This is a genomic window from Maribellus maritimus (genome assembly GCF_022267315.1).
Lineage (GTDB): Bacteria > Bacteroidota > Bacteroidia > Bacteroidales > Prolixibacteraceae > Draconibacterium > Draconibacterium maritimum.
The window spans coordinates 152702-179005 of sequence record NZ_JAIKLE010000011.1; the positions used below are offsets into that span (position 1 = coordinate 152702).

Consider the following 26304-nt stretch of genomic DNA (forward strand, 5'->3'; position numbering starts at 1 on the left):
TTATTAAACTATAACAGTTGAAAAATCGCGTAAAACATTACACAATTATTAACTGAAAAAGTTTAAGTTCGCTCAAAAAAGTACAAAATTATCAAAAAAGGCTGGAAAATAGTATTGATGGTGTTGGCAGTAATTTTTTTATTGCTTTCCGGTGGTTATTTTTCTATTCAGAATAGTCGCGTTCAAACCTATTTAACCCAGTTGTTCGCGAATCAGCTTTCAAAGCAGGTTCATTCAAAAATAACCGTTGGGAAAGTAAAAATTGCATTTTTCAATAAAGTAATTTTAAACGATGTTTTGGTTGAAGATTTAAAAAGCGACACCCTTTTTTTTACTCAAAAACTTTCGGCAAAAATCGACACCTTGAGAATCAAAAAAAAACATGTTACTTTTGATGAACTTTCTTTAATAAACAACAAAATAAATATTGAAAGAGACTCACTCACTCACTTCAACTTTAGCCATATAATTTCTGCTTTCCGAACGCAAAAGGATACCGTAAATTTTTGGGAAATTAATTGCAATAACTTTTCATTCCACCAGTCGGAGATAACTTTTAACGATTTGTATGCCGAGGAAAAAGAAAAGCTATTTTTAAATAATATCAATTTCGACATTTCTGATTTCGAATTACAACCTGACTCTATCTTATTTAGAATAAATGAATTAAATTTAAATGACGGAAAAAATTTGTTTGTAAATAGCCTGTCGGCCAACTTTGCTTTCTTTGGGGATAGTATTCGCGCAGATAGTTTATATATAAAGTCAAACAAATCCGAAATTCAAAACACTTCAGTAAGTATAAATTTCGATAAAAGCCGGGAGCGTTCTATTTCATCGGCCAAACTTGATGTTCGTTTTTCCAATTCAAATATTAGTTTTTTAGAAGTTGCTGAACTTGTTCCTTCACTGAGAGGAATGGATATGAACGTCAATTTATCGGGACAGATATACGGAACATTAAACGATTTAAAAGGAAAGAATCTGGTGATAAGGACTGGTGAAAATACCTCTGCCTTTTTTGATTTTTATATGAACGACGTTACTGATGTGGAAAATATGTATCTGTTTGTCGATTTAAAACTTTCAAAAACCAATTTTGCTGATTTAAGCAAAATAAAATTACCGTCGGCTTCAAAAATCAGGACGCTGAGTTTCCCTGAGCCTTTTTATGAAGCTGGCACCATTACTTACAGGGGAAATTTCTCTGGCTTTTTAAACGATTTTGTAACATTCGGCACCTTCTCAAGTACGATGGGAACCCTGACGACAGATGTCTCCGTGATGCCACAATCGGAAGGCACAATTAAATACAGGGGAAAAATTGATTCAAGAAATTTTGAATTAGGCGAATTATTCAAAATTAAAAATATTGGAAAAGTAACTTTTGACGGAAATGTAGACGGAACATTTAACAAAACCCAAAAAACTTTAAACGGAAAATTTAATGGGTTTATTTCCGAACTGGAAGCCTATGATTATACCTACCAAAATATTGCTCTTGACGGAACACTGGACAAACACATGTTTGACGGACTGCTTGTGGTTAATGATCCCAACCTGGTATTCGATTTTACAGGTCAGGTTAATTTAAATCCGGAAATTCCGGAATTTGACTTTAACCTGCATATGGACAAAGCTCTTCCCGGGAAATTAAATTTAAGTTCTAACTTTCCGGCATCGGAAATTGCTTTTAATATGGCGGCAAATTTCAAAGGCGACAAACTGGACAATCTGGAAGGTTTTATAATGGTTGAAGACGGATTTTATAAAAACCGGAATGGGCAGTTTACCTTAAATGGAATGGAATTAAACTCAGTGCAGACTGACACAACAAATCTTCTGACTTTTAATTCTGATTTTTTTAATATCAAAGTATCTGGCAAATACCACTTTCAGAGCATTCTGGATGCTTTCAAAAAAAATGCAAACCGCTATCTTCCGGCTACCAATTATGAAAAACTGTCTCATGCCAGTGAGAATATTTTTGATTTCCAGATTGAAGCAAATGATTTAGATACATTAACCACCATTTTTACTCCGAAATATAAAGTTGAAACTCCATTCCTGCTTTATGGAAAACTCGATTCAGAAAATACAGCATTTGAATTGGAAGGTAGTATTCCAGGTATTGCAACTAAAAATCTTCTGATAAAAAATATTTTTATCGGAAATAAACCAACAGGCGATGAGTATGCTTCTAAATTCAGATTTGGCGAAGTAGTACTTAGAAACGGCATGGCCTTGTATAATCTGACTTTTGATTCAAAAATTTCCGATGATATAATTGATAATCAAATCACATGGGCAAATTCAGAAGACTCGACGTACAGTGGAACCATTAAAACAAAAACAACTTTTTTGGAAAACGACTCAACAGACCATCCTCTGGTTACCATTGAAGGGGCTCCTACAAAAATATTCATAGGAGATTCAGTTTGGCAAATATCACCGTTCTCTGCAATGGTTGATTCAACAACAATCGAAATCAACAATTTTCGATTTTTTAAACAAGACCAACAGATCACAATCGACGGCAAAATCTCAGAAGATAAATCCAATATTCTTTCAGCAAAATTTGAAAATATTAATCTTGGCTCTTTTGACGAATACTTAAAAAGAGAGTTTGATATTTCAGGAATTTTAGATGGTTCAGCCGGAATTTTTGATTTTTACAATCAGAGAATGATTTTATCTGATGTAGGTATCACCGATTTCAGGTTTAAAAAACAGAAAATTGGTAATATTGTTTTTACAAATTACTGGAATAGCGCGGAATCTGTTTTAAACTCAGAACTTGAAGTCGAAAACAATGGAAAGCAAAGATTATACGCACGAGGGAATTATACTCCGGCTGGGAAAAAGCTGAATTATGATATTACTACAGACAGTTTATCGGTTGTTTTACTGGAGACATTAATCAGAAAAAATCTTTCCGATATTCATGGTTATGCAACCGGTCATTTAAAGTTACACGGCGGGCCGGAAAAATTGCTCATTGATGGTGCTTTACTGGGCTCAAATGCGGGTTTGACAATCGATTATACACAAGTAGAATACACGTTTAACGATTCAGTTTATTTTCGTCAGGACACGATTCTTTTTGACAATATTACAATACTGGATGAAGCAAACAACACCGGAATTTTTGACGGAACTTTAGTTCACACAAATTTTCAGGATATGATTTATAACCTGTCTTTGGGCTCACAAAAAATTCTGGCATTAAATACTCTGTCGAACAATAATGAACAATTTTACGGGAAAGTTTTTGCCAACGGAAGAGTTCAGATAACAGGTTTTCGAAAAGATGTTACCTTAAGCGGATCTGGCACAACACTACCCGGCACCAGTGTAAATATTATGCTGGAAAATGAAAGTGAAATTGAACAATATGACTTTATACAGTTTGTTGCTGATGATAAACCGGAAGAGCCTAAATTCTATTTCACAAACAACAAAGAAGACGAAGGTGATTTTCAAATGAATTTAACAATCAGAGCGACAGCAGATGCACGCGCTCAATTGATTTATAATTCACAAATTGGTGATGTTATAAAAGCACAGGGAGAAGGTATTCTTCTTTTTGGTATGAACAGCGAGGGAGACATCACCCTTTCCGGAGATTACACGGTAGCAAAAGGCGATTATTTGTTTACCCTTCAAAATGTGATAAACAAACGTTTTTCTATCGAACAAGGAGGAACACTGACTTGGTCGGGAGATCCGTACAATGCAGACATTGATCTAAATGCAATATATAAACTAAAGGCCTCGTTGTATGATTTACTAGTTAAGAGTTACAACAATATATACCAAAGTCAGCGGGTGCCGGTTGAATGCAAAATTAAACTTACAGAAGAATTGTCGAATCCGAATATCGATTTCGAAATTGATTTCCCGAGTACCGAAGAGAGAATTATTGCTGAATTGCAACAGTATTTCAGCACCGACGAAGAAATGAACAAACAAATACTATCGCTGTTGGTTTTGGGTAAATTCTACACACCCGAATATTTGAGAGGAACTTTTGCAGCTCAAAATCCTAACGTAATTGGAACAACTGCCAGCGAGCTATTTTCAAACCAGCTCAGTAACTGGCTTTCCCAAATTAGTAGTAATTGGGACATTGGTTTGAATTATCGCCCGGGAGATCAGATTACCAACGATGAAATAGAACTTGGACTGAGTACACAAATGTTTAATGACAGAGTAACAATCAACGGGAATATAGGAAATAATGCCAATCCGAATTCAACGAACAACAGCCAATTGGTTGGTGACTTTGATATTAACGTAAAACTTATCCCAAGTGGTAAAATACAGCTAAAGGCATACAACCGGTCAAACAACAATATATATTATGAAACTGCTCCCTATACGCAGGGGGTAGGCTTTTCCGTCCAGGAGGATTATAATACATTTGAAGATTTACTTCAAAAATTACGTTCATTATTCCGCAAAAAGAAAAGCAATGAATAGCTTAACAGCTAAGCCAAAATAATTGAATCCCTAAAATTGCTTTTGTAAACTTTTCTCCGCACAAAATATACCAGATAAAAATAGATGCAAGATGTTTACAAATTATTAAATTCGTCGAATCATGATTTAACAACATGAAAAATCGTTCAAATTCTTATTATAATTGACATTTATCAACAGAGATAAAGGCTATAATCAAAAACTAATATCAAAAACTAATACTATGTTTATCTTAATGGTTGTTATATTTGTTCTGGGCTATACAGCAATTGCTCTGGAGCATCCCCTTAAAGTCGACAAAGCCGCATCAGCTTTAATCATCGGTTCATTATGTTGGGTTTTATATATTTTAGGAGCAGAGGACATTCTGCACCTGGGATTTAGTCCAGCATGGGAAACATTTCTCGCCTCTCATCCTGATGCTCATGGGTTGCACGCCATGCACGAATTTATTGTTGAATATGAAATAATTCACCATCTTGGTGAAATTGGAGAGATTTTATTTTTCCTGATGGGAGCAATGACCATTGTTGAAGTTGTTGATCAACACGAAGGGTTTAAAATCATTACCGACAAAATAAAAACCACAAACAAAGTAAAACTCCTTTGGATACTAAGCATCCTTACGTTCTTTATGTCGGCACTGCTGGATAACCTGACAACTACAATTGTTTTGGTGGCTCTGCTTCGAAAATTAATAGACGACAAACAAACCCGTTGGTTTTTTGCAAGTATGGTGGTATTGGCAGCAAATGCAGGTGGAGCATGGTCGCCAATTGGAGATGTAACGACCATCATGCTTTGGATTGGAGGGCAGGTTACCACACTTAAAATTATTGAGGGAGTAATTCTCCCCAGTTTGGTTTGTATGATAGTTCCTTTGGCTATTTTATCTTTCACAATGAAGGGAAATGTGACGCGGCCGGAATTGGTTGATGACGACATAGAATATACTACACCCAAAGAAAGAATCTTATTTCTAATTTTAGGAGTAGGCGGTTTACTGTTTGTTCCTGTATTTAAAACCGTAACGCATTTACCTCCTTATATGGGAATGCTACTCTCTTTGGGTATTCTCTGGGTTGTTGGGGAAATAATCCACAAGGATAAACCGGCAGAGATTAAAGATAAGCTAAAAGTGACAGCAGTTCTTCGAAAAATTGATGTTCCGACTGTACTTTTCTTTTTAGGTATTTTATCTGCTGTCGCATCACTTCAATCTGCTGGTCATTTAAATATCCTGGCTAAATTTCTTGACGAAAAATTAGGAAATATTTTCTTAATTGATTTGGCTATTGGTGTATTATCTTCAATTGTAGACAATGTACCGCTTGTTGCCGGAGCCATGGGAATGTATCCGGTGCATGAAGTCGGAGTAACCGGTTACCAGGCATTCTTTGTTCAGGACGGAGCATTTTGGGAATTTCTGGCTTATACAGCCGGTACCGGAGGTAGCATTTTAATAATTGGTTCAGCAGCCGGTGTAGCAGCAATGGGACTCGAAAAAATTGATTTTATCTGGTACCTGAAAAAGATATCCTGGCTGGCAATTATTGGATATCTTGCAGGGGCTGCCGTTTACTATATCGAATTTGGTTTATAACCTATTAAAATCAAATTGTTCATAACTTAAACGACGACGGCATAAATCCACCCGTTGGATTTTAAAATATTGCTTAATTTCGCGAGGTATAATAATATTTAATGTTATACCTCGTTTTGTTTTTAGTTTTAAAAGAATAACTGTAAATACCCATGTTTCAACTTTTAATGATTCAAGCTGACATGGCTACTGAGATGGATTCAATAGCCGCAGGACAAGAAGGAATAACCACCAAATTTATCGACCTCGCTTTTAAAGGCGGGTGGATTATGATACCTATTATATTGCTTTCTTTTATAGCAGTATATATCTTTTTCGACCGATATTTTGCGATAAAAAGGGCCGGAAAATTTGATTCGGGATTACTCGAAAAAATCAAGGTATATATCACAAATGGGAAAATTGATGCTGCCGTGGCACTCTGCAGAAGTAATTCAAATCCGGCATCCAGAATGATTGAAAAAGGTATCTCCAGAATTGGAAGACCACTAAATGATGTAAATGCCGCCATTGAAAATATTGGTAATCTTGAAATTTCGAAGCTGGAAAAAGGGTTACCGGTTTTGGCTTCAGTTGCAGGAGGAGCCCCGATGATAGGATTCCTGGGAACGGTAATGGGAATGATTCAGGCCTTTTATGATATGTCTAATGCCGGCAACAACATTGATGTTACCTTACTTTCAACGGGTATTTATCAGGCAATGGTAACAACAGTTGCGGGATTGATTGTTGGAATTATCGCATATTTTGCGTATAATATCTTGGTTTCGAATGTTGAAAAGGTAGTTTTTAAAATGGAAGCTACCACTTCGGAATTTATGGATTTGTTGAACGAACCTGCCTAAAAATTTTTACAATGGCACTAAAAAAAAGAAATAAAGTAAATGCAGCATTCAGCATGTCATCGATGACAGATATTGTATTTCTGTTGCTCATATTCTTTATGGTTACGTCTACATTGATAGCTCCCAATGCATTAAAACTATTACTGCCGCAAAGCAACAACCAAACAGCGGCGAAACCAATTACTGCAATTTCTATTACTAAAGATATAAAATACTACATCAACGACGATGGAAAACAAACAAGGGTAACCTTTAATGAAATTGAACCTTTTTTAGTAAATAAGTTTGGCACGGGAAATGATGATATCTATATATCTCTTCACACCGACAAATCAGTTCCGGTTGAAGAAGTAGTAAAAATTATGAATATAGCGAGGAGGAACAGTTACAAAATGATATTGGCAACTGCTCCGGAGGGGTAAAATGAGCTTTTACAAAGAACATAAAAAAGGAATAATAGGTACAGTAATTTATCATGTTATAATTCTCCTGTTGTTGATTCTTCTGGGTTTTTTCACTCCACTGCCACTACCTGGGGAAGAAGGTATCCTTGTAAATTTCGGTAATAGTGAAAACGGATTGGGAAATCGAGAACCCAGTCCGCAAAGGAGAAACCCGGAACCATTGCAATCACAACCTGTCCAACAGGAAGAGAGGCAACAACAGACTCCCCCACCCGTTACAACGCCGCCATCAACTCCCGAACCGGAACCTGCAGAGGAAGTAGCTATGACCCAGGACTACGAAAAGACAGCTGCGATTGAAGCTGCAGAAAAGAAGAAAAAAGAAGAAGAGGCTGAAAAACGAAAAAAGCGACTGGAGGAAGAGCGTAAACGTCAGGAACAGCTGGAAAGAGAACGCCAGCGACAGGCTGAACTGGAAAAAGTAAAACAGGAAGAAATAGAACGTCAACGACAGGCTGAGCTTGAGAGAAAAAGACAGGAAGAAGCAGAACGGAAAAGAAAAGAAGAAGAGCGACAAAAAATAAGTGAAATAAACTCGCGGGCGCAAGGTGCTTTTGGTGAAAGCGGTTCCGGATCAGGCGGACAGGGAAACAGTGACGGAAAAAGTCAGGGAGCAACATTCCCGGGAGGAAACCAGGGAGTTCCAACAGGTGACCCCAATGCCGGAGCATATGGACCGGGAGGTAGTGGATCAGGAAACCAAGGGTCCGGACCATCATTCAGTTTGGAAGGTCGATCGGCAAGTTCTCTGCCTCGTCCGCGATATCCGGGAAATGACGAAGGAACTGTAGTCGTAAAAATAACAGTTGATAAGTTTGGGAAAGTTACCGCAGCAGAACCAGGAGTCAGAGGTACCACTATAATGAATCAACAATTTTGGAACGAAGCAAAACAAGCTGCTCTAAAAGCAAAATTCAACGTCGACAACAGCGCCCCCGCTTTTCAGCAAGGAACAATTACCTACAGATTTGTTTTGGATTAATAAACCAATACGTTTGTTCTTCTGTTGAAGGATGATAAAAATCAAAGATTATGTCTGTTATTTTTTTGTGATTTGCACAAAAAAACAACATGGCATTTCTCTCAAAAGATAGAATATTTAGTAGAAAATGGATAATTGATTACCTGCTTATCATAAGTGGTTCACTTATTCTGGCTACCGGATTTGTATATTTTGTAACTCCGCACAGGATAGTTCCCGGTGGCGTTTACGGCATTGCAATTGTTGTTCACTATATGAGCCAGGGAATCTTCTCTTTCTGGCCCGACGGAATTCCAATCGGATTATTCGGGCTTATTCTAAATATTCCCTTAACCATTGCAGGTATAAGAATTCTCGGGCCACGCTTCGGAATTAAAACCATCGTAGGATTTGTCTTAACATCTGTTTTTATTGATGGCATAACATACTTACGCCCGGATGGAAATACTCCTTTGGTTGATGATATTTTACTCTCCTGTGTTTTTGGAGGAGTTTTAATCGGCTTTGGTCTTGGCTTAATTTTTAAATCAAGAGCAACATCAGGAGGCTCAGATATCATAGCCATGATAATTGCAAAATATACGCGTCTTCAATTGGGAAAACTCATGATTTATGTTGATTCAACTATCGTTTTGCTTGGGTTGCTGGCTTTTCGCGATTGGCATATCCCTCTTTATTCCTGGGTAGTAATTTATATTACCGGGCGTGCTATTGACATGACTCTTGAAGGTGCAGACTACAACAAAGCACTTTTGATTATTTCAAAGAAACACATTCAAATTAAAAATAAACTCCTCGTCGACCTTGAACGCGGCGGGACATATTTAAGAGGAGAAGGTATGTTTACAGGTGAAGAAAAACAAATCATTTATACCGTAGTCAGCAGACGCGAAGTCGCTATTTTGGAAGAATATATCAGTAAAATTGATCCTGATGCTTTTATTACTGTAATGGACACAAAAGAAATTTTAGGTGAAGGGTTTCAAAGCTTGAACTCGAAAATGGACAGCTGAACTTCAACCGTTCTGAAGTGCTCTAAACCAAAGTATCTCCGTTTACTCCTGTTTTTCTCCTTTTTACCGAGAAAAATAGAATCTTTCTACTAAATTAAATAAATGCAAGCAGTCTATTTTGTAATTTTGGGCTATTCAGAAGCATCAAATTTACACCATGACCGGAAAATTCATACTTACTTTTTTCCTTATTTTTCTTTTAACTGTCGAATCAAACGCGCAGTCGGTAGGACTGGTTTTGAGTGGAGGTGGAGCAAAAGGTATGGCGCATATTGGTGTTATCAGAGTACTCGAAGAAAACAATATTCCGATTGATTATATTGCCGGTACCTCTATTGGTGCAATCGTAGGAGGGCTTTATGCAGCAGGTTATACACCCGACGAAATGGAAGAACTCTTTAAATCTGATGATTTTTATTTTTGGTCGACCGGAAAAATTCAGGAAGAATACAGATACTATTTCAAACAACCGGAAGAAAATCCATCATGGTTTGAACTAAGAATTACCAAAAGAGATGACAAAGTAAAATTACTTCCTCCCACCAGTTTAATTCCGGAAGAACAAATGGACTTTGCTTTTATGGAGTTACTTGCCGCTACAAATTCGGCATGTGAAAATGATTTTGACAGTTTAATGATTCCTTTTTTTTGTGTAGCAACCGATGTGTACAACCACGAACCGGTTGTTTTGCGGGAAGGAGACATGGGAGAAGCCGTTCGTGCTTCAATGACCGTTCCTGTTTACTTTAAACCCATTGAAATTAACGGAACTTTACTTTTTGACGGAGGTATTGTAAATAATTTTCCACATGATATTATGACCGATTTGTACAAACCGGATATCATTATCGGCCATAAAGTTGCAAGCGACCCAAAAGCAGCGGCGCCAGACGATGTCATGGAACAAATTTCAAACATGGTAATGCGCCCAACTAATTTTAAAATAAAACCGGAGGAAGGAATTTTACTGGAGACCAACTTTACGAATGTTAATTTACTCGATTTTAACAAAATTGAAACTGCAATAGAAGCTGGAAGAAATACAGCGACAGTGCTCATCGACAGTATAAAAACAAGAGTTCACAGGAGAGTTCCCCAGGAAGTTGTTCAACAAAAAAGACAAGAATTTAATGCAAAAAAACCACAACTCTTTTTCCAGAATATACAGGTTGAAGGAATTGAGGATCCCGAGCAGCGGCGATTTATAATTCAATCCATAAAACACCACTTTAACGTCGTTTCGCTCTCTTTGTTAAAAAAAGAATACTTTAAACTGGTAGCCGACGAGAACGTAAAGTCCATTCGCCCGATTGCCAGATACAACAAAGAAACCGGTTATTTTGATCTTCACCTAAAAGTGGAGCCGGAGAAAAAGTTCAAGGTGAATATAGGCGGAAATATTTCAACAAAGCCTATTAATCAGGGATTTGCCAGCATCGATTATCGCGCATTTAACGGAAGAGCGTATAATATCAATTCAAATATATATTTTGGAAGATTTTACAGTTCGTTTAAACTGGGCGGTCGTATTGACTTTCCATGGCGGGTGCCTTTCTATATCGCCGGATATTCAACATTAAACCGCTGGGATTTCTTTGCTTCGAGCTCGGAACTGTTTTTTGAAGATGTCCGTCCACCCTACATTATCCAGGATGAGTATAATTTTAGGTTGGAAGCCGGTTTTCCGCTTGGGCTACACAGTAAATTTTATGCAGGAGTCGCTTATTCAAACGCTACTGATGAATATTACCAGACAAATATTTTTAAAAAGGAAGACGACCCGGACCAAACAACTTTTAATGGATTGGTTACACAGGCCCAAATTGAGAGCAATTCGCTAAATTATAAACAATATGCAACCGAGGGAGAGTTTGGTTACCTTTCAGCAAAGTATATTACTGGAAAAGAAACCAATCTTCCGGGAACAACATCCAATAATGCTTTTAAAACAATTAAAAATCACAATTTTTACATTTTAAAAGCACACACAACAAAGTATTTTAGGTTTGGCAGGGCTTTTTCGCTGGGAACTCATGCTGAAGCGGTTTTTAGTAATAAATTATTGATGCAAAATTATCGTTCTACTTTGCTTGCAGCACCTGGATTCTACCCCACTCCACACAGCAAGTCTCTTTTTATCGAGAATTTTCACTCAAATAATTATCTGGCAGGCGGATTAAGCACAATAATTAACTTTAATCCATCGGTGCATTTAAGATTTGAAGGCTATGGATTTGTTCCAATGAAAGAAGAACTAAGCAATGCTGATTTAACGGCATATCAAAATACAAACACTTTTGAAAACTACTATTTACAGGGTATGGCTGCCTTGGTTTATCAAACGGGAATTGGTCCGGTAAGTGTTGCCTTGAATTATTACGAAAAAGAAAATACAAACTTCTATTTGACGTTGAACTTTGGTTATGTTCTGTTTAACAAACGAGGGTTCTGAGATAATCTATATCATCTTCCAAAATTCGGCATTTGAGGTCCAAGCTGAAATGAAATTTCTACAATTCCTTTTACCCTGTCATTTTCCTTCCAGGGAGTTTGATAAATAATTTTTCTGACACCATTTTTTTCTGTAGTATACATATTATCCGCAGGATTTTTCAGCATTTCTTTTAATTTCGATTTTGCCGGCTCAGGATGACAATCCAACAAATTGGAACCAAGCAATTGCTCTCCGCCATATTTATGAAATTGTTTTACAGAATATTCATTCATATACACAATTACTCCCTCGAGGTCGCAAACTGTTATTGCACCATTAAATCCTTCCGCCCAATCGATCATACAACACTTTATTTTTTACGATAACATTTTACCCATCCTATTTCAAAAGCATTTGGGAGAAGGTGCCCCGGAATCTCATCAACGACAATTGTTGAGGCATTTAAATTCAAGGGATATTGAATATCATTTTTGTTTATGCTTAAAACCTCTGTATCGTTTATTTTCCATGTAAAAGCAGAGCCCGATTTTTCGACAGAAAAAATATACCACTTCCCTGCTTTCAGATTTGATATATCCAGGCCTTCCATTTGTATCTTATTGTTGCTGTCGAGTTTAGAGATTCCCAACCTGTTTTTTGTTCCCATTTCAAGTAAATTTACCATTGGCGAACCATTGTCTCCGCTTAACGAGAGAGTGCTGACAAGTTGTTTTACAGGATGAAACTTAATCTTTGCTTCAAAAATCTCGTCTCCTTTTCCAAAACCGTTGGAAGTTGAAAGTAAGCCGGATGTATAATCAAAATCAACAGGAACAAAACCGGCTGGCATTTTCCAAACCTTCCCTTTCACCTTTTCCTTCTTAACTTCAATGGTAAGCTTTCCGTTGGTTTTTATATTTTCCCCGGAGGTAAAAAAATGCAAATCGCCCGGTAAAGAAAAATTTTCACCAACATGCTCTGCCCATTTGTTTACAGTAGACCACTTTCCGGAATCCAACGCACCTGAAAAATTGTCTTCAAAAGTTAATTTCCAGCCTTTAATGAAATCAAAATCACTGCTGCCTTTATATTTAAAATAGTTTTGAATATGAGGCCGCCCCTTTATTTCTTCAAATTTCTTAAGCTTTGTAAACTCTTCTGTCTTTTCCCATTTCTTTTTGTCTTCCAAATAGGCCTTTCGCTCCAAAAAGCTGTTCGAAGCCGTGCGTTCTTTTAACTCTTCGTACCTTCTTAAATCTTTTGAAGACTTTACATCCAGGTAATTTCTGTAAAGAGAAGACTTCTTAAACCGCGTATAAAAACGAACATCCGGATCGCTTTTTAGCAATTTGTATCTGTTCTTTTTATCTAAAGCTTCCTCTTTTTTTTCCTTTTTATCTTGTGTAAATTTTCCACCTCCAACATATTCTTTTAATGTTTTAAATTCTGCGGGCTTCTCCGAATTTGCTATTTTTTCAAATCGTACAAGCTCCTGCGAATCAACAACTTTAAAATAATGCTTTATTTTTTTTGTCTTCTTTAATTTTTCAAACTCTGCCAGTTCATTGTATTCTTTGCTTCCTTTAAACTGCAAAGACTCAATTTCAGCTTTCTTTTTCTTAAAATCAGACGAGTTGATATACGATTCCAATTCGATATACTCTTTTAATTCATCTGATTTTTCAACCGTCAAAAATTCCTGGTAATTTTTATAAAGCGCCTCGCGTTGATTTTCAATTTTTTCAACTGGTTTAATCTTCCCCGTTAGCTGTAATGAAAAAATTTTAAACGACATCTGTATTTTTTAATAGGTTTTATTCCATTCAAAAATAGAAATTATACGAATACATTCTAATCAAGACAATTATTAAATTAGAAATTTCTAAAAAGAAATATGTCTGTTAAACATAAAAACAAAGATTTCAACAATTTTAACATGAAGAACAATTTATAAAACACTAGCTGTTTATATGTTTTTACATTTACAATTGTCTATTCTTCTTATTTTGAATATTTTAGTCGGGAACAACTTAAAACTATGATTGGACAATCAGAACTTATCTTAAATAACGATGGAACAATTTTCCATTTACATTTGAAACCGGAAAACATTTCTGAACAAATAATACTGGTGGGCGACCCTGCCCGGGTTGATACCATTTCTTCCCTTTTTGAAAACATTGAATTTGAGACTCAAAATCGTGAATTTAAAACGGTTACGGGAATTTTCAACAAAAAAAGACTGACGCTCATTTCTACCGGAATCGGCACGGATAATATTGATATCGTGTTAAATGAATTGGATGCTTTGGTGAACATTGATTTAAAAAAACGTGAGATAAAAGACAAAAAAACATCTTTAAACATTGTGCGAATTGGAACTTCTGGCGGATTACAAACCGACTTACCCGTAAATTCATTTGTTATTTCGCAAAAAGCAATTGGTTTTGACGGGATGTTAAATTTCTACGCCAACCGAAAAAACGTTTGTGATCTTTCTTTTGAAACCGCATTTAAACAATATACAAAATGGGACAACTCACTCCCAACACCCTATGTGGTTGATGCTTCGGAAAATTTACTCGAAAAGTTTGAAGGTCCGGAGTTTAGGAAAGGAGTTACCATTTCGGCACCAGGATTTTATGGGCCGCAGGGAAGAGAACTCCGATTACCACTGGCTGTGCCTGAGTTAAACAGAAAAATAGAGGAGTTTTCATTTAACGATTTGAAAATTACCAATTTTGAAATGGAATGCTCGGCTATTTACGGTTTATCTAAAATGCTTGGACACAAGGCCCTGACTATTTGTTTGATTATTGCAAACAGGGTTTCGCTTACAGCAAACGAAAACTACAGGGAAGAGATGAAAAAACTAATCAAAAAAGTATTGAATGCCTTAACCAATTGATTTGAAATGAATAAACGTAAACTACAAGCTTTAATCGATTTACTCGACGATCCGGATGAACTGGTTTACGAACTGGTTGAAAAAGAACTTTTAAAAGAAAACTACAAAATTATTCCTGCATTGGAGGAAAAATGGGAATTAAGTTTTGATGAAAGCAGTCAGGAAAGGATTGAAAATCTTATTCAGAGCCTTCAGTTCAAACAAACCCAAAAGTTACTGGAAAAATGGATAGGATCCGCTGACCACGACTTGCTTTCCGGCTTTTTGCTTGTTGACCGTTTCCAATACCCCGATTTAAACCTTTTAAAAATCGACCAGAAGATTGATAACCTGCGCAAATCAGTTTGGCTTGAATTAAGCGATTCGCTAACAATTCTTGAGAAAACCACTATATTAAACCATTTTCTTTTTAATATTAACGGATTTTCAATTAATCATAATAATATTCATTCCCCGCAAAACTGCTTTTTAAATCAGGTTTTGGATACCAAGCGGGGCAATCCCATTTCGATAAGTGTTTTATATGTAATTATTGCGCGTATGCTGGAATTGCCGACCCATCTTATCGATTTTCCAAGAAATCCTTTAATTGCAATCGTTGATCCAAATCTGGCCGAAAAAGTACACGGGAATATCCGAAACTCAGATGTGCTATTTTATATCAATCCCTCAAATAAAGGTTCGATTACCAGCAGAAAGGAAATTGAATATCACCTACGGAAAAATAAATACGAACCGCTAAAATTATTTACTGAACCTAAAACCGATTTGTTTTTTATTCAACGGTTACTGGAATCGTTGGAGGAATCATATCAATCTGTCGGTTTTCAGGAAAAAGAAGAAAAAATAAAAACACTTCTGCGGTTATTTTAAAAACAAAAAGGCCATCCTTTCAGATGACCTTCTCTTCTCATATACTTATTTTTATTTTCTACTTCGCGTAACTTACCGCTCTTGTTTCGCGAATAACAGTAATTTTTATCTGCCCCGGATAAGTCATTTCATCCTGAATTCGTTTGGAAATATCAAACGAAAGCTGTTCTGTTTCCTGATCGCTCATTTTATCCGCACCAACAATAACACGTAATTCACGTCCTGCCTGGATAGCATAGGTTTTCATTACGCCCGGGTAAGAAAGAGCCAAATCCTCCAGGTCTTTCAAACGTTTGATATACGATTCCACAACCTCTCTTCTTGCACCAGGACGGGCACCGGAAATAGCATCACAAACCTGAACGATTGGTGCTAGTAACGATTGCATCTCTACTTCATCGTGGTGAGCTCCGATAGCATTGGCAATATCGGGTTTTTCCTTGTACTTTTCAGCCAGTTTCATACCCAAAACTGCGTGTGGCAATTCCGGTTCGTCATCCGGCACTTTACCAATATCGTGTAATAAACCGGCACGTTTTGCCTTTTTGGGATTTAATCCCAGTTCTGAGGCCATAATTGCACTTAAATTTGCAACCTCACGCGAGTGTTGCAGCAAATTCTGACCATACGAAGAACGGTATTTCATTTTACCAATCAGTCGAATCAATTCCGGATGCAAACCATGTATTCCCAGGTCGATTGCTGTACGTTTCCCCGTTTCTACTACTTCTTCTTCAACCTGCTTTTTTACTTTCTGAACCACCTCTTCAATTCGGGCAGGGTGAATTCTTCCATCGGTTACCAGTTGGTGTAAAGCAAGACGCGCTATCTCTCGACGTACGGGATCAAATGCAGAAAGAACGATGGCTTCAGGAGTATCGTCGACAACGATTTCGACCCCTGTGGCTGCTTCCAACGCACGAATATTACGACCTTCTCTTCCAATAATCCGACCTTTAATTTCGTCACTTTCAATATGAAAAATGGTAACGGCGTTTTCTATAGCTGTCTCAGTAGCAACACGTTGAATAGATTTTACCACAATTTTTTTCGCTTCCTTGTTGGCAGTTTGTTTTGCCTCCTCCATTATTTCGTTGATATAAGAAACCGCTTCCGATTTTGCTTCTTCCTGCAACGATTCTACCAATTGTGATTTTGCCTCTTCGGCCGAAAGACCGGAAATCTGTTCAAGCTTTTCAACATGCTGACGATACAGTTTATCCAGTTCTTCACTTTTGTGTTCCACTCTTTGTAATTGCGCATTTAAATTTTCGCGAATAGCTTCAACTTCTTTACGGGTTGTTTCAAATTCCTTTGTTTTTCGGTTGAGTTCGTCTCGCCTCTGGTTTAATCCGTTTTCCCTTTGTTTCTGTTTGTTCTCCAGATTGTTAATGTGAGAATTTTTATCATGAATGTATTTTTCATGTTCCGATTTTAACTGCAAAAACTTTTCCTTTGCCTGAAGAATTTTATCTTTTTTTATCACATCACCTTCCGATTTTGCCTCAGCAACAATCGAATCCTTTTTCTTTTTTAAGGCCTTATCCCAAATAAGATATGCCAAGGCACCTCCACCAACAAACCCTGCAGCCGCGCCTATTAATATTTCTATCCAGTTCATTCTTTGTAAAATTAATTAATATAAAACCCGTAATAAATCACTCCAATTCATGAGCAATTTAATACGGGTCCTGATAAATATTAGTAAACTTTATTACTATTTCTTCTTTTTTTCCTTCAAAAAATCTGAAATATCGTCATTTAAATTTTTAAGTTCCTCGATGAAAAGATCCTTATCCTCACTTTTTTTTGTTTCGGCAACGTTTAGTGCTATTTGGAAAGCACTCATCGCCAAAATATCCTGTGAATCATTGTCACGAAACAACCCTCTGAATCTTCGAACTGTATCGTTGACTATTTTTGCAGCTAATCTATATTTCTCTTCATCTTCACGATTGATGTCCAACGGATAAGTCCGGCTATCAATCTTAATATGTATTCTAAAGTTATCTTTCTCCACCTTCCATTACTTATTTAGTAATGCGATACATTTATCAATTTCCCGTATTAATCTGTTTATTTTCTGTTTTGCATCCCTGTTTTCATCATTGCCTGATAAAATTTGGTTTGCAATTTCCAATTGTTCATTGTTTCTGCTTAAATCTGTTCTCGCCTGTTCCAACAATTCTATTTCATTTTTTAAAGCTTCCACTTTATTTTCCAGCAATTTTTTTTCAGTAGTTAATCGTTCATATTCACTGAATAACTGCTGTACATTTGCCTTTAAATCATTCAGAAGCAAGCGATCATCATCAGTCATTTTAGCTGCATTTCAGCGACAAAGTTAATATTTTTCACATATTGTAAAAGAGATTAACCATAAATGAAACAAACAAGAAGCGATTTGTTCTTCACTTTTACCAAAAGTAAAGTTTTTAAAAAATAGAATTGTGTTATTTTTCAAACACTTTAAACATTATTTCAAAATAATTTTGTCTTCATGAAAATAATAACCGGAGTTCAGAAGTTCTATTACTTTGAAAACGTAAATTTGCGGCTTACACAAAATAAAGATCATTCAAATGAGGATTTCTTTTCTGCTTATTATTCTTTTTTTTTCCTATACTTTAAACGGTCAAAATACAACCTATACTCCACCGGTAAAGATTCCTATGCTTTTAAGCGGAAGTTTTGCGGAGTTACGCAGCAATCATTTTCATTCGGGGATTGATATAAAAACACAGGGGGTTACAGGGCTTCCTGTTTTTTCTGTAGCCGACGGCTATATTTCAAGAATTGTAGTTTCTCCTACCGGGTTTGGCCGTGCACTTTATATCGATCACCCAAACGGCACGACAAGTGTTTACGGGCACTTAAAATCTTTCAGAAAAGACATTGAAGATTATATACAAAAAATTCAGTACGCAGAGCAATCTTTTCGTGTTGACGTTTCGGTTCCTCAAAATACATTTCCTTTAAAACAGGGAAATGAGATAGCTCAAAGTGGAAACACCGGAAGTTCAGGCGGGCCTCATTTACACTTTGAAATAAGAAATACGGAAACAGAGGAACCTTTAAATCCACTAAAATACAATTTCCCGATAACTGATAATACGGCTCCCAAAATATTTTCGCTGTTGGCTGCACCGCTTGATGAATTGTCGCATGTAAATTATCAGAATAAGAAAAGCACCTTTCCAATCGTTTTTTATGATGGCAAATATCATTTAAAAGGTAATCCAACCATCCCTGTATACGGAAATGTTGGGTTTGCAGTGCAAGCCAACGATTATTTTGACAACTCGTGGAATAAATGCGGAGTTTATTCGGTTGAACTGATAGTTGACGATGAAGTTTGGTTTGCCTGGCAATTCGACAAATTCTCGTTTGACGAAACCAGATATATCAACAGTTTTATCGACTACGAAGAATACGTGAACATAAGAAAAAGATATCAGAAAACCTGGAAAGATCCGGGAAACAGATTACCGGTTTACTCCTTTGAAAAGAACAATGGAATTTTCGATTTTAGAGATAATGCCGGACACTCTGTAAAGATGATTTTAAAAGATATATATGGGAACACCTCTGTTCTTGAATTTAAAGTAAATAGTATTTTCAGAGAGATTCCTGTTTCAGAAAAGCCATTCGCAAAAATATTTGCTTATGATAAAAAAAATGTCTGGGAAACACAAAATCTAAAAATAAATATTCCCGAAGGTGCCTTGTATACCGACCTTAATTTTCGTTATAATACTTCTACCGCCGGTGCCGATTTTTTTTCTGAATTACACATTCTACACAAAAATACTGTACCGCTGCAAAAAAATGCCGAATTGAATATCAAAACATTTGGAATAACGGTTCCGCTAGAGTCAAAAGCACTATTCGTAAGTGTTGACACATTAACCGGAAAATATTACGCTGCCGGCGGTGAATATAAAAATGGTTGGGTAACCGGCGAAATTCGCAACTTTGGTAATTATGCTGTGGCGGTAGATACTGTTGCTCCTAAAATTGTTCCGTTAAGTATAAAAAGCAAAAATGCCTTAACTGAAGAGAACCGTATCCGTTTTAAGATTTCCGATGATTTAGCAGGAATGGAGAAATATGAAGGTTTTATAGACGGGAAATGGGCTTTGTTTGAATATGATCCAAGGATTGACCAGATAGTACATTATTTTGATGCAGAACGGGTTGAACTGGGTAAGCGCCATGATTTTTTATTAAAGGTAACCGATTATAAAAACAACACTGCTACCTACAAAGCAACTTTCTGGAAATGAGAGTAAGAAAATAACAAGATTGTAAAACGAAATCCTGTCTTTAAAAAACCGCAACTCACAAGCCTCAACTTTAAAAAGACGATTTTAGTCATTCTTCATCCCCCTAAATTCATGTATTTTGGGAAAAACTAAAATCTCAGGACCATGAAATTTAATCCGGCTAAAGCAATACAGAACTTAAAACAATTTGGTGAATTTGGTGGAGTAAACCCGTCAATTACCGATTCTTCGACCTATACATTTTTACACGGTGATACAATGGAAGAAACATTCCTCGGACATATGGAAGGGTGTTTTTTATACTCGCGTCACTGGAATCCGAGTAACAAATATCTGGCTGATGCAATAGCAGCAATGGAAAATACGGAGTCGGCGTGGATAACCTCTTCCGGGATGGCTGCCATCACCTGTGCTTTGCTTCAACTCTGTAAATCGGGCGACCACATTATTACAAGCGTTACAACGTACGGCGGAACCTATGCTTTCTTAAAAAACTGGTTACCTAAATACAATATTGAAGTTTCGTTTGTAAACATTACCGATTTGGACGAAGTAAAAAACGCGCTTCAACCCAACACCAAAGTTATTTATACCGAAAGTGTTACCAATCCGCTTTTGCAGGTTTCCAATATTCCTGAACTGGCAAAAATTGCGCACGGTGCCGGTGCCAAACTCATGGTCGACAATACCTTCTCCCCTATGATATTTTCTCCGGCAATGCTTGGCGCCGACCTCGTAGTGTACAGCATGACAAAATTTATAAATGGGAAAAACGATTGTGTAGCGGGAGCCATTTGCGGAACTAATAAATTCGTAAACCAGCTTTCAAGCGTAAACAACGGAACGGCCATGTTACTTGGCCCGGTGCTCGATCCGCTGCGTTCTTCAAATATTCTGAAAAATCTGAACACCCTGCACATCCGGATGAAACAACACAGCAGGAACGCACAATTTCTGGCTAAAAATCTTGAAAAAGATGGTTTGAATATTATTTATCCGGGATTAAAAAGCCATCCTCAACATGAAATCCATAAAAAATTAATGAATGAAGAATTTGGTTTTGGCGGAATGATGGCCGTTGACTTAGGTACAATGGAAAAAGCATACAATGTAATGCAAAAAATGCAGGAGGCCGGAGTTGGATATCTTGCCGTTAGCCTGGGCTATTTCCGCACGTTATTTAGCTGCTCCGGGCACAGCACCTCTTCAGAAATTCCTGTGGAGGTACAAAAAGAAATGGGGCTTTCGGAAGGCCTGGTTCGGTTTTCAGTGGGATTGGATAACGATATTGAAGAAGCGTTACGAAAAATCAGAAGTTGTCTGTAACGTTCAAATGGGGCAAATCATATTCAAAAAAGTAAAGAACAAGCTTATCGTCCCACCATATTAGTTGAGTGTATTATTTACTGTCCCGCAGTCATAAAATATCTGCATGCTGGATTGTCTTACACCTACCTACGTCGTTCGAAGACAGACATTTTATTTTTGTAAAACCAACTTAATTCAAAATTCGCATTTATATTTTGATTTAATAAGTTAATCTATTTTTTTGAGAAATCTATCCCAACGGAATTTACCGTTGTGATAGTTGAATAGCACAAAAATTGCTTTACCATAGATATTTTCTTTGTGAATTGGTCCAAAATGCCGTGAATCTTTTGAGAAGTGTCTATTGTCCCCAACCACAAAGTATGTATTATATAGAAAAATAGAATCCTTGATTAATTCAAATTCAAAACTTGCAATATTCAAATTATTTGATTCAAAAGTATGTACTTCTTTTTGAGTTAAGATTGTATCATTATTCTCAATTCTTACCCCAAGCATCGCTGGGCAGAATCTCTTTAATTTCCTATTCTTTATCCAATATTTATGCTTTACAGTAGAAGGATTTAAATAAAGATTACCATTTATGTAGATATGCTCATTCAACAAATAAATAGTATCATTTGGGTTACCAATAATTCTTTTTACAGATGGTATGTTCTTTCTGTTGGAAGTAAATAGACATATATCATCCCTTCCTATAGACATTTTTATTTTCTCTAATTTATTTACCAAAATAACATCTCCAGGAAATAACAAGTTCTCCATCGAAATTGACTGGACGATATATATTTTATCCCAAATCCATAAACAAAAGATACTCCAGATTAATAGAATAAAAAAAAAATGTAATATTTTGACTTACTCTTCATTTACAACAAAATTTTTCAATTCATTTGGATTATTAATAACATACTTTTTAATCGTTTCATTTTTTTTAATAAAAATCACTGGATAAATATTTATATCAATATCCGAATCAACATCATCAAAATATACCAAATCTGGAAAATTATTAGCAAAATCATTTATCTCTTTATAATTATTTCCTAATATAACATAAACAATTCTTTTCTCGTTTCTAATTAAATCTATTTCCTCCAAAATTCTCTGGAAACAGTCTGGACAAAAACTTGATCGAGTTACAATGAATAACTCATTATTTTTTATTATGTCTTGGTTTAAACATTTTAAACTGTATAATTCTTCTAAAGAAGATGTTTTTGAACAAGATACTAGAAAAACAATAAAAATTAAATACAACCTACTCAATCTCACTTCTTTTGAATTTTAAAATGATCAAAACAGAAATAATTAATATCAAAATCAGAACTATTTGGATGATTTGCCGATATATATAAACCATCGGGGGCGACAAAACTATTAAAAAAATAATATGTTTCCTTCGGAAAAACGAAGTCAGCTAATTTATTAATATTTATATCAAAGACTTGTATTCCAAAAGCTGGAGGGAATGAATTTAAGTCCATTAAATTATAGTCATTAGAGATTTTTTCTTCCCCAACTTTGTAAAATCTATAAACAATCTTGTTGAATGAATCATAAAATAAGTTACCATACTCTCCATTTTTGACTTTGTCACGAAGAATTGATTCTATGGAGGAATCATTTCTTCTCTTTGTATTTACCAATTTTTTAATATTGTTTGTTTTAGCAAAGAATGCCTTGGTCTTTCCATTTGCATCCAGCATGTACAAACTATCCAGTGCACCAAAAGAATATAAAAATGATTTATTAATCTGAACAAAAGAAAATGAAGGAAATGCTACATTTGGATATAGAAATGGCAGTCCTATTCCTGTTTTTCTTATTTTACCAGTTTGACAGTCGATATTGATTGTTGTGGAATATTTATCAAAGTACTCCTTACTAATATGATTCCAGTTCCCTATTAGATTTTGTGGTACAACGATCTCGTTATTCATAAAATATAAGTTATGTCTAAGATCTGAAGCAGCATAAGACGTAAATAAACTATCAATTTTGAACGAATAATTTTTTAATACTTTCCCTTCGGAATTAACAAGAAAAAGTTTTTGATAGAATGTAGAAGTAAATAAAATAGAATCTTTTGAAATTACTTTAAATCCGTTTGCCTTCCCAATACCATTATTTCCTTCTTTTTCTAAAATAATTTTTTTAATTAGTTTCCTATTTGAAAAGTTATATATCAAAAGTTGATTATTATTACATAATATATATAGTCTGCTTTGATCACCTTTCAATTGTACAAATTGTATATTTATTCCGTAAGGATTTATGGATTCGTCAACAGGAAAATAGATTCTATTCTTCTTAACTAAATCGTATCTATTAGTATTATTTTCCGTATGATTACCGCAGGAATAGACAACAATAATAAAAGTAATTATCAGATATTTTAATTTCATGATTTTGAAATATTAAACTGCTTGAATGTATAGTGTCTTATCATTTAATATAAATCAATATACATTGTAAGCAGTTTATTTTTATGATTCTAGTACATAGATTTAATTAAGAATAACACACACTTCCTCCTGCAGAGACACAAGGATCTTGTGGGTATGGGATAGTTGGATTAAAATATTTATAACCATCAGCATCTACTTTTTGATTTTTATTCGAAAAAATAAGTGCAGTTCCGATCATAGAAGCTAATACAAGTAAAATACCAAGAATTTTCTTTTTCATAATAATTAAACTTTAATTTTTTGCAAAAAAAATTGGTTTCCCGATGTATCATTTCACGAGAAGAAGCCATAGCTCCAAAAATTTTTCTTTCATATCTTTGTCACATCACCTCCTTTCTGAGTTGGTGGTACAGCGGGCAGCAAACCAGTTTTACTTTTGCGGGTAAAAGTTTGCCGCCCTTTTTTATACCACAATTTAAATACTGTTGTTCTTTCAATCTATTAATATTTTCTTATGTGTTTCAACACAAGTATATATGTCAAGCCAGTAATATATTAAATCACCAAAATTTCCATAAACATTTCGAATCATAAGCAACTGTTTTTCAGAAGACAAGTTCTCAGTCTCTTTAAACTGAACAGACAAATTTTTACCTTGAAGACAATTATATAGTGTTTCTATTCTTTGCTCCACAAAAGCAGCCCATTGTTTGTTGATGTGTTTATGTTTCTTATATAATTCCTCCGTATGGTTAATTTTACTTATAATTATATTTGTATTCACCAGCTTAAAATATTCATTCAAACTATTGTCTGACCTTTTTGAAATATCACTAAGATAAACCCCTAAAGATTTTAACCCTCCCTCAACTGTGATAGATGTATTTTTGAATTCATTTATTGAGAACATTAGTACATCAGGTATTCGGCTTGAAGTAGAAGTTAAATCCGACACATCCACTGGTCTTTCATAAGGGGGAATATGAGAAATTGCGTAAGGCAAGTGGCCTATATAAGCGTTACTAAAACATTTTTTTAAAACAGATGCAAAAATTCCATCAGAATTTCTGAAGTTGGGATGAAATGGAGGTAGGAGTTCTGTATTATCAAATCCAAGGTTCATTCCCAATAAAAACCTGGGAGACCCAACTGTTAAGGATTTGTGAGATTGAAGTACTGTTCGGCTATACATCTTTGATAAAAAATTATCTGTATCAGAAATCAGTGGGACAAGATTGTTACTTGGAACGAATATTTTCAAAATTGGTGATCCTGCCCCTGAATCACCGGCTGCTCCCATCATTGTAATCCGAACCTTTTTCTCTGTGTTTAAATTATCAACAATATAATTTGGTATAATTCTGGTTAAATTAATTTGATTTCGATACTCTTGAATTAAACCACCCATTGAATGGCCAAGTAACTTTTGATGAATGTTTACCGGATTATGGTGGTCAAATACTAATTTATTGTTTAATTCCTCTTGTCCAATAAAGAATTCACTCGACACATCCGCATAGGAAGCATCAGAGGTAATTGTCAATTTTTCATCGTCTCCATTTTTTGAGATTTGACAAAATATATCATCATCAGTTAAAAGAGAAAATTTACCTGTGGTAAATAACAGAAAAGCGTTACGGTTAGCTCCTGTCCGGTGATTTATACCGTTCAGTCCCATTAATCCATACTCCACAACATGTTTGGGGACTCTATTTTCTAATTTTTTGCTGAGTTTTATTAGAAATTCTTTTCTTTCATTTTCCCCTACTAATTTTATTTGGATTTGATACTTTTTATTTAGAAATTCTATATTCCGCTTATTTTTATTATAGTTTTCTACCGTTGAATCATCGAATACAATAAAGTTATATTTTTGAGTTATTTCATTTAAGCTTTCAATAAAACTTTCAACACTTTTTTTAATAGAATCAGGCCGGTCACGGGTTATCCATCCTAAAGTGTCGATGTTGTGAGAAACATTTTCAGAATGATTATTTGATAATTTATTTAGAAATTCTGACTGACTTATGAGAAGGCCTAATTTCCACAGTTCTTTAATTGATAATAGAGCCTTATGAAAATTAGTTAACCTACAATCTTCAATATATGCAGCATGTTCATATAAGGTCTTAAATTCATTAATACAATCTAAAATATTTGAGGTACTATTTGGTACTACACAATGGTTTTCATTATTGTAATGATTATATTCAAATACCCTTCCATTAGGAAGTTGCCCCTTTGATGTAAAGATAGAAATATATTTTTCATCCTCTTTTAAATCATCAAAAGGGAAAGCTGAGTAAATGCTTCTTCTTAACCGTTTTTGTATAGAGCCTTTAAAATTCATTTTCAATAACCGTTTGTGGAGTTTGATTTTGCAATTATCTGATTGTCAGATAAGGTATATGCGTTTCAGGAATAAAACCATAATTCAGCAATAATCTATTAATAATTTGTTGGAAAATTGTATTAAATGATCCGGTAATATCAACGTCTATGCGATTGGTTTGAGTAATCATTGAGTTTTGTTTTCGTCCGGTTAACAACGCCGGGGTTAAATTTGGTATAAGTTACATATAAACATGTGTAAAAAAAGATATTGTAAAACACAAAACTCTGAACCAGAGAGAGAGAGAGAGAGAGAGAGAGAGAGAGAGAGAGAGAGAGAGAG

At 35.4% G+C, this 26304-nt stretch carries 21 protein-coding genes; 11 read left to right on the forward strand and 10 right to left on the reverse strand.

The genetic code is table 11. The annotated features are described in order from the left end of the window. Window positions 1–90: 90 nt before the first annotated feature. The 7 genes from K5G00_RS11895 to K5G00_RS11925 all read left to right on the forward strand — a co-directional run bounded on the left by K5G00_RS11895 (window position 91) and on the right by K5G00_RS11925 (window position 11841). Window positions 91–4482: a translocation/assembly module TamB domain-containing protein gene (locus K5G00_RS11895; RefSeq protein ID WP_449566825.1), complete on the forward strand. Its 4392-nt coding sequence runs from the start codon at window positions 91–93 to the stop codon at window positions 4480–4482. A 223-nt stretch (window positions 4483–4705) separates the two neighbouring features. Continuing rightward, window positions 4706–6085 carry a sodium:proton antiporter NhaD gene (gene nhaD / locus K5G00_RS11900; protein WP_238766386.1) on the forward strand — a complete coding sequence of 460 codons (1380 nt, stop codon included), beginning with the start codon at window positions 4706–4708 and terminating at the stop codon, window positions 6083–6085. Window positions 6086–6237: 152 nt separating this feature from the next. After that, window positions 6238–6930 (forward strand): MotA/TolQ/ExbB proton channel family protein, encoded by a 693-nt coding sequence (locus tag K5G00_RS11905; RefSeq protein ID WP_158872186.1) that lies wholly within the window; start codon window positions 6238–6240, stop codon window positions 6928–6930. A gap of 11 nt (window positions 6931–6941) precedes the next feature. Next, window positions 6942–7352 carry an ExbD/TolR family protein gene (locus K5G00_RS11910; RefSeq protein WP_158872188.1) on the forward strand — a complete coding sequence of 137 codons (411 nt, stop codon included), beginning with the start codon at window positions 6942–6944 and terminating at the stop codon, window positions 7350–7352. Between the two features lies 1 nt (window position 7353). Then, window positions 7354–8376 carry a cell envelope integrity protein TolA gene (locus K5G00_RS11915; protein WP_238766387.1) on the forward strand — a complete coding sequence of 341 codons (1023 nt, stop codon included), beginning with the start codon at window positions 7354–7356 and terminating at the stop codon, window positions 8374–8376. 89 nt (window positions 8377–8465) lie between these two features. After that, complete coding sequence (locus K5G00_RS11920; protein ID WP_238766388.1) at window positions 8466–9389, forward strand: YitT family protein; 924 nt, start codon at window positions 8466–8468, stop codon at window positions 9387–9389. Window positions 9390–9546: 157 nt separating this feature from the next. Beyond that, on the forward strand, window positions 9547–11841 hold the full coding sequence (locus K5G00_RS11925; protein WP_238766389.1) for a patatin-like phospholipase family protein: 2295 nt from the start codon (window positions 9547–9549) through the stop codon (window positions 11839–11841). An 11-nt stretch (window positions 11842–11852) separates the two neighbouring features. Here K5G00_RS11925 and K5G00_RS11930 read toward each other — a convergent pair whose 3' ends face one another. Together K5G00_RS11930 and K5G00_RS11935 are read right to left on the reverse strand one after the other, a co-directional pair. Continuing rightward, window positions 11853–12185, reverse strand: a complete 333-nt coding sequence (locus tag K5G00_RS11930) for a PAS domain S-box protein (RefSeq protein ID WP_238766390.1) — start codon at window positions 12183–12185, stop codon at window positions 11853–11855. A gap of 8 nt (window positions 12186–12193) precedes the next feature. Beyond that, window positions 12194–13618 carry a LamG domain-containing protein gene (locus K5G00_RS11935; protein WP_238766391.1) on the reverse strand — a complete coding sequence of 475 codons (1425 nt, stop codon included), beginning with the start codon at window positions 13616–13618 and terminating at the stop codon, window positions 12194–12196. A gap of 243 nt (window positions 13619–13861) precedes the next feature. On the opposite strand from K5G00_RS11935, the gene K5G00_RS11940 reads away from it, so the two are divergent. Further along, on the forward strand, window positions 13862–14731 hold the full coding sequence (locus tag K5G00_RS11940; protein ID WP_238766392.1) for a nucleoside phosphorylase: 870 nt from the start codon (window positions 13862–13864) through the stop codon (window positions 14729–14731). Window positions 14732–14737: 6 nt separating this feature from the next. After that, on the forward strand, window positions 14738–15604 hold the full coding sequence (locus K5G00_RS11945) for a transglutaminase-like domain-containing protein (protein ID WP_238766393.1): 867 nt from the start codon (window positions 14738–14740) through the stop codon (window positions 15602–15604). A 58-nt stretch (window positions 15605–15662) separates the two neighbouring features. On the opposite strand, the gene rny is transcribed toward K5G00_RS11945, so the two are convergent. The 3 genes from rny to K5G00_RS11960 all read right to left on the reverse strand — a co-directional run bounded on the left by rny (window position 15663) and on the right by K5G00_RS11960 (window position 17924). Then, window positions 15663–17225, reverse strand: a complete 1563-nt coding sequence (rny, locus tag K5G00_RS11950) for a ribonuclease Y (protein WP_238766394.1) — start codon at window positions 17223–17225, stop codon at window positions 15663–15665. Window positions 17226–17321: 96 nt separating this feature from the next. Then, window positions 17322–17624 carry a cell division protein ZapA gene (locus K5G00_RS11955; protein WP_158872206.1) on the reverse strand — a complete coding sequence of 101 codons (303 nt, stop codon included), beginning with the start codon at window positions 17622–17624 and terminating at the stop codon, window positions 17322–17324. Window positions 17625–17630: 6 nt separating this feature from the next. After that, on the reverse strand, window positions 17631–17924 hold the full coding sequence (locus K5G00_RS11960; RefSeq protein ID WP_238766395.1) for a hypothetical protein: 294 nt from the start codon (window positions 17922–17924) through the stop codon (window positions 17631–17633). A 262-nt stretch (window positions 17925–18186) separates the two neighbouring features. On the opposite strand from K5G00_RS11960, the gene K5G00_RS11965 reads away from it, so the two are divergent. Together K5G00_RS11965 and K5G00_RS11970 are read left to right on the forward strand one after the other, a co-directional pair. Then, window positions 18187–19890, forward strand: coding sequence for a M23 family metallopeptidase (locus K5G00_RS11965; RefSeq protein WP_238766396.1), 1704 nt, complete (start codon window positions 18187–18189; stop codon window positions 19888–19890). A 144-nt stretch (window positions 19891–20034) separates the two neighbouring features. After that, on the forward strand, window positions 20035–21216 hold the full coding sequence (locus tag K5G00_RS11970; RefSeq protein ID WP_238766397.1) for an aminotransferase class I/II-fold pyridoxal phosphate-dependent enzyme: 1182 nt from the start codon (window positions 20035–20037) through the stop codon (window positions 21214–21216). A 210-nt stretch (window positions 21217–21426) separates the two neighbouring features. Here the strand turns inward: K5G00_RS11970 and lepB are convergent, their stop codons facing one another. The 5 genes from lepB to K5G00_RS11995 form a co-directional block, all read right to left on the reverse strand. Beyond that, window positions 21427–22071, reverse strand: a complete 645-nt coding sequence (gene lepB, locus K5G00_RS11975; RefSeq protein WP_317235543.1) for a signal peptidase I — start codon at window positions 22069–22071, stop codon at window positions 21427–21429. Between the two features lie 6 nt (window positions 22072–22077). Then, window positions 22078–22488, reverse strand: coding sequence for a hypothetical protein (locus tag K5G00_RS11980; RefSeq protein WP_238766398.1), 411 nt, complete (start codon window positions 22486–22488; stop codon window positions 22078–22080). A 2-nt stretch (window positions 22489–22490) separates the two neighbouring features. After that, window positions 22491–23627, reverse strand: coding sequence for a DUF4221 family protein (locus K5G00_RS11985; protein WP_238766399.1), 1137 nt, complete (start codon window positions 23625–23627; stop codon window positions 22491–22493). Window positions 23628–23733: 106 nt separating this feature from the next. Beyond that, a complete protein-coding gene (locus K5G00_RS11990) occupies window positions 23734–23910 on the reverse strand; it encodes a hypothetical protein (protein WP_238766400.1) in 177 nt (58 codons plus the stop codon). A gap of 213 nt (window positions 23911–24123) precedes the next feature. Next, on the reverse strand, window positions 24124–25980 hold the full coding sequence (locus tag K5G00_RS11995; protein ID WP_238766401.1) for a hypothetical protein: 1857 nt from the start codon (window positions 25978–25980) through the stop codon (window positions 24124–24126). Window positions 25981–26304 lie beyond the last annotated feature (324 nt).